The sequence below is a fragment of the Candidatus Methylomirabilota bacterium genome, from assembly GCA_035764725.1.
Classification (GTDB): domain Bacteria; phylum Methylomirabilota; class Methylomirabilia; order Rokubacteriales; family CSP1-6; genus DASRWT01.
The window spans coordinates 1-2418 of record DASTYT010000146.1; the positions used below are offsets into that span (position 1 = coordinate 1).

General features: G+C 70.5%; 3 protein-coding genes. 1 reads left to right on the forward strand and 2 read right to left on the reverse strand.

The features are described 5' to 3' along the window. Positions 1-8: 8 nt before the first annotated feature. Positions 9-737 carry a metal-dependent transcriptional regulator gene (locus VFX14_23980; protein ID HEU5192752.1) on the reverse strand — a complete coding sequence of 243 codons (729 nt, stop codon included), beginning with the start codon at positions 735-737 and terminating at the stop codon, positions 9-11. Between the two features lie 87 nt (positions 738-824). On the opposite strand from VFX14_23980, the gene VFX14_23985 reads away from it, so the two are divergent. Next, a complete protein-coding gene (locus VFX14_23985) occupies positions 825-1988 on the forward strand; it encodes an acyl-CoA dehydrogenase family protein (GenBank protein HEU5192753.1) in 1164 nt (387 codons plus the stop codon). A gap of 6 nt (positions 1989-1994) precedes the next feature. Here VFX14_23985 and VFX14_23990 read toward each other — a convergent pair. Beyond that, the coding region (locus VFX14_23990) for a cation diffusion facilitator family transporter (GenBank protein ID HEU5192754.1) at positions 1995-2418 on the reverse strand (424 nt) is incomplete at its 5' end.

Sequence of the window (2418 nt, forward strand, 5' to 3'; positions counted from 1 at the left end):
CTCCGCGCCTAGCGCGCCGCCGAACGGGCGCGCTTCACGCGCGAGGATCCGCGACCGCCCGTCTCAGGCGGGTCCTTCGGGTCGTACACCCAGATCTTGCCGGAGGCGGCCAGGCCCATCGTCACCGTGCGTCCCTCGATGAGCACGCTGATGGTGCCGGCGTAGGGCGCGACCTCCTTGATCGTGAGCCGCACACCCGGGCGGATGCCGCTCTCCCACAGGAAGTGGAGCAGCTGGCGGTCGGCCTCGGCTTCCTCGGTGATGCGCTCCACCGTGAGGTCCTGACCGGCGTGCGCCTGGCTGAGCGGGATCGGATTGTGCGCCTCGGGCGCGGGCATGCCGGGAATGGGATTGCCGTGCGGGCAGGTGCTGGGCATGCCGAGCTGCTCGGCGAGGCGTTCCTCCACCACGGGTGACAGGGCATGCTCGAGGCGATGCGCCTCGTCGTGGGCCCGCGACCAGTCGAGCCCGAGCACGTCGGTCAGCCAGCGCTCGAGCAGGCGGTGGCGGCGCGCCATGGTCTCGGCGATGCCGCGGCCCTTGGTGGTGAGGCGGATCTCCTTCTTGCCCGCGAGGCGGACATAGCCCTCGCGCTGCATGCGCCGGAGCGCCTCGGTGATGGACGGGGCGGAGACGTGCATGTGCCGCGCGAGTCGCGCGCCGATCACCGGCTTGTCGCCGCCGGTGAGATCGTAGATCGCGCCGAGGTAATCCTGGATGGCCGGGGTCGTTTCCACGCTCCGAGGATACCGGAGGCCCGGAGGCCCGGCAAGCCTCGCGGTCGCGGGCCGTCCTGGGGTACGATCGGGCCGGAGGACTCGCCCATGGACTTCGCCCTCACCGAAGCTCAGGAGATGATCCGCAAGGAGGTCGCGGCGCTCGCCCGCGGCTTCTCACTCGATTACTGGCTGGAAAAGGACGAGAAGGCGGAGTACCCGTACGAGTTCATCAAAGCCTTCGCGGATGCGGGCTGGCTCGGCATCATGGTGCCCGAGGCCTACGGCGGCGCCGGGCTCGGCGTCACCGAGGCCGCCATCATGCTCCACGAGATCTGCGCGTCCGGCGCGGGGACGTCCGGCGCCTCGCCCATTCACTTCTACGTCTTCCCGCCCACTCCCGTGATCAAGTTCGGCACCGAGGAGCAAAAGCGCCGGCATCTCCCCGGCCTCTGCAGCGGCGAGACCATCCTGGCCTTCGGCGTCACCGAGCCCAATGCGGGCACCGACACCTCACGCATCCAGACCCGCGCGGTCAAGCAGGGCGACACGTGGATCGTCAACGGGCGCAAGGTCTGGACGACCAACGCCCAGCACGCCACCAAGTTCCTCCTGCTCGCGCGCACCAGCGAGCGCGACCCCGCCAAGCCCCTCAAGGGCCTCACGCTCTTCTTCACCGACTTCGACCGCAAGGCCATCAATGTCCGGCTCATCCACAAGCTGGGGCGGGCGGCGGTGGACTCGAACGAGATCATCATCGAGAACCTCGAGGTCCCCGACGCCGACGTGATCGGGACGGTGGGGGACGGGTTCTACCATCTCCTCGACTCGCTGAACCCCGAGCGCATCGTCGTGGGGATCGAGGCGGTGGGCATCGGGCGCGCCGCGCTGGATCGCGCCGTGCAGTACGCGAAGGAGCGCGTGGTCTTCGACCGGCCCATCGGGAAGAACCAGGCCATCGCCCATCCGCTGGCGCACGCCGCCGCCCAGCTCGAGGCGGCCGAGCTGCTCTGCCTCAAGGCGGCGTGGCTCTTCGACACCGGCCGGCCCTGCGGCAAGGAGGCGAACGCCGCCAAGATGCTCGCGGCGGAGGCGGGCTTCGCCGCCTGCGACGCCGCGCTGCAAACCTTCGGCGGCTTCGGGTACGCGCGCGAGTTCTACGTGGAGCGGCTGTGGCGCGAGGTGCGCCTCTACAAGATCGCGCCGGTGTCGCAGCAGATGGCCCTCAACTACCTCTCCGAGCACGTCCTGGGCCTGCCGCGCTCCTACTGAGAGACGCTACGGGCGGCTGGCGGGCGAGGTGATCTGCACCAGGCCGCCGTCGGTCTCGACCTGGATCGTGGTGTGGTCGATGCCGAAGCGCGCGTGGAGCAGCACGTGGAGGTCGTGGAGCAGGCGATCGCCGCCCGTCCCCGGCTCCACGGTCACGTGGGCGCTCATGGCCTCGCGCCCCGACGTGAGCGTCCAGACGTGGAGGTCGTGCACTCGCCGCACCCCCATCACGCCGCACATGGCCGTCTCGATCTCGGCCAGGTCCAGGTGCGGGGGCACCGCCTCGAGGAGCACGTTGACCGCGTGGGAGAGGAGCGCGAAGGTGCGCGGGAGAATGAGGAGGCCGATGGCCGCGCCGGCCAGCGGGTCGGCGGCGTGCCAGCCGGTGAAGGCGATGACCGCGCCGGCCACGAGCACGGCGCCGGACGAC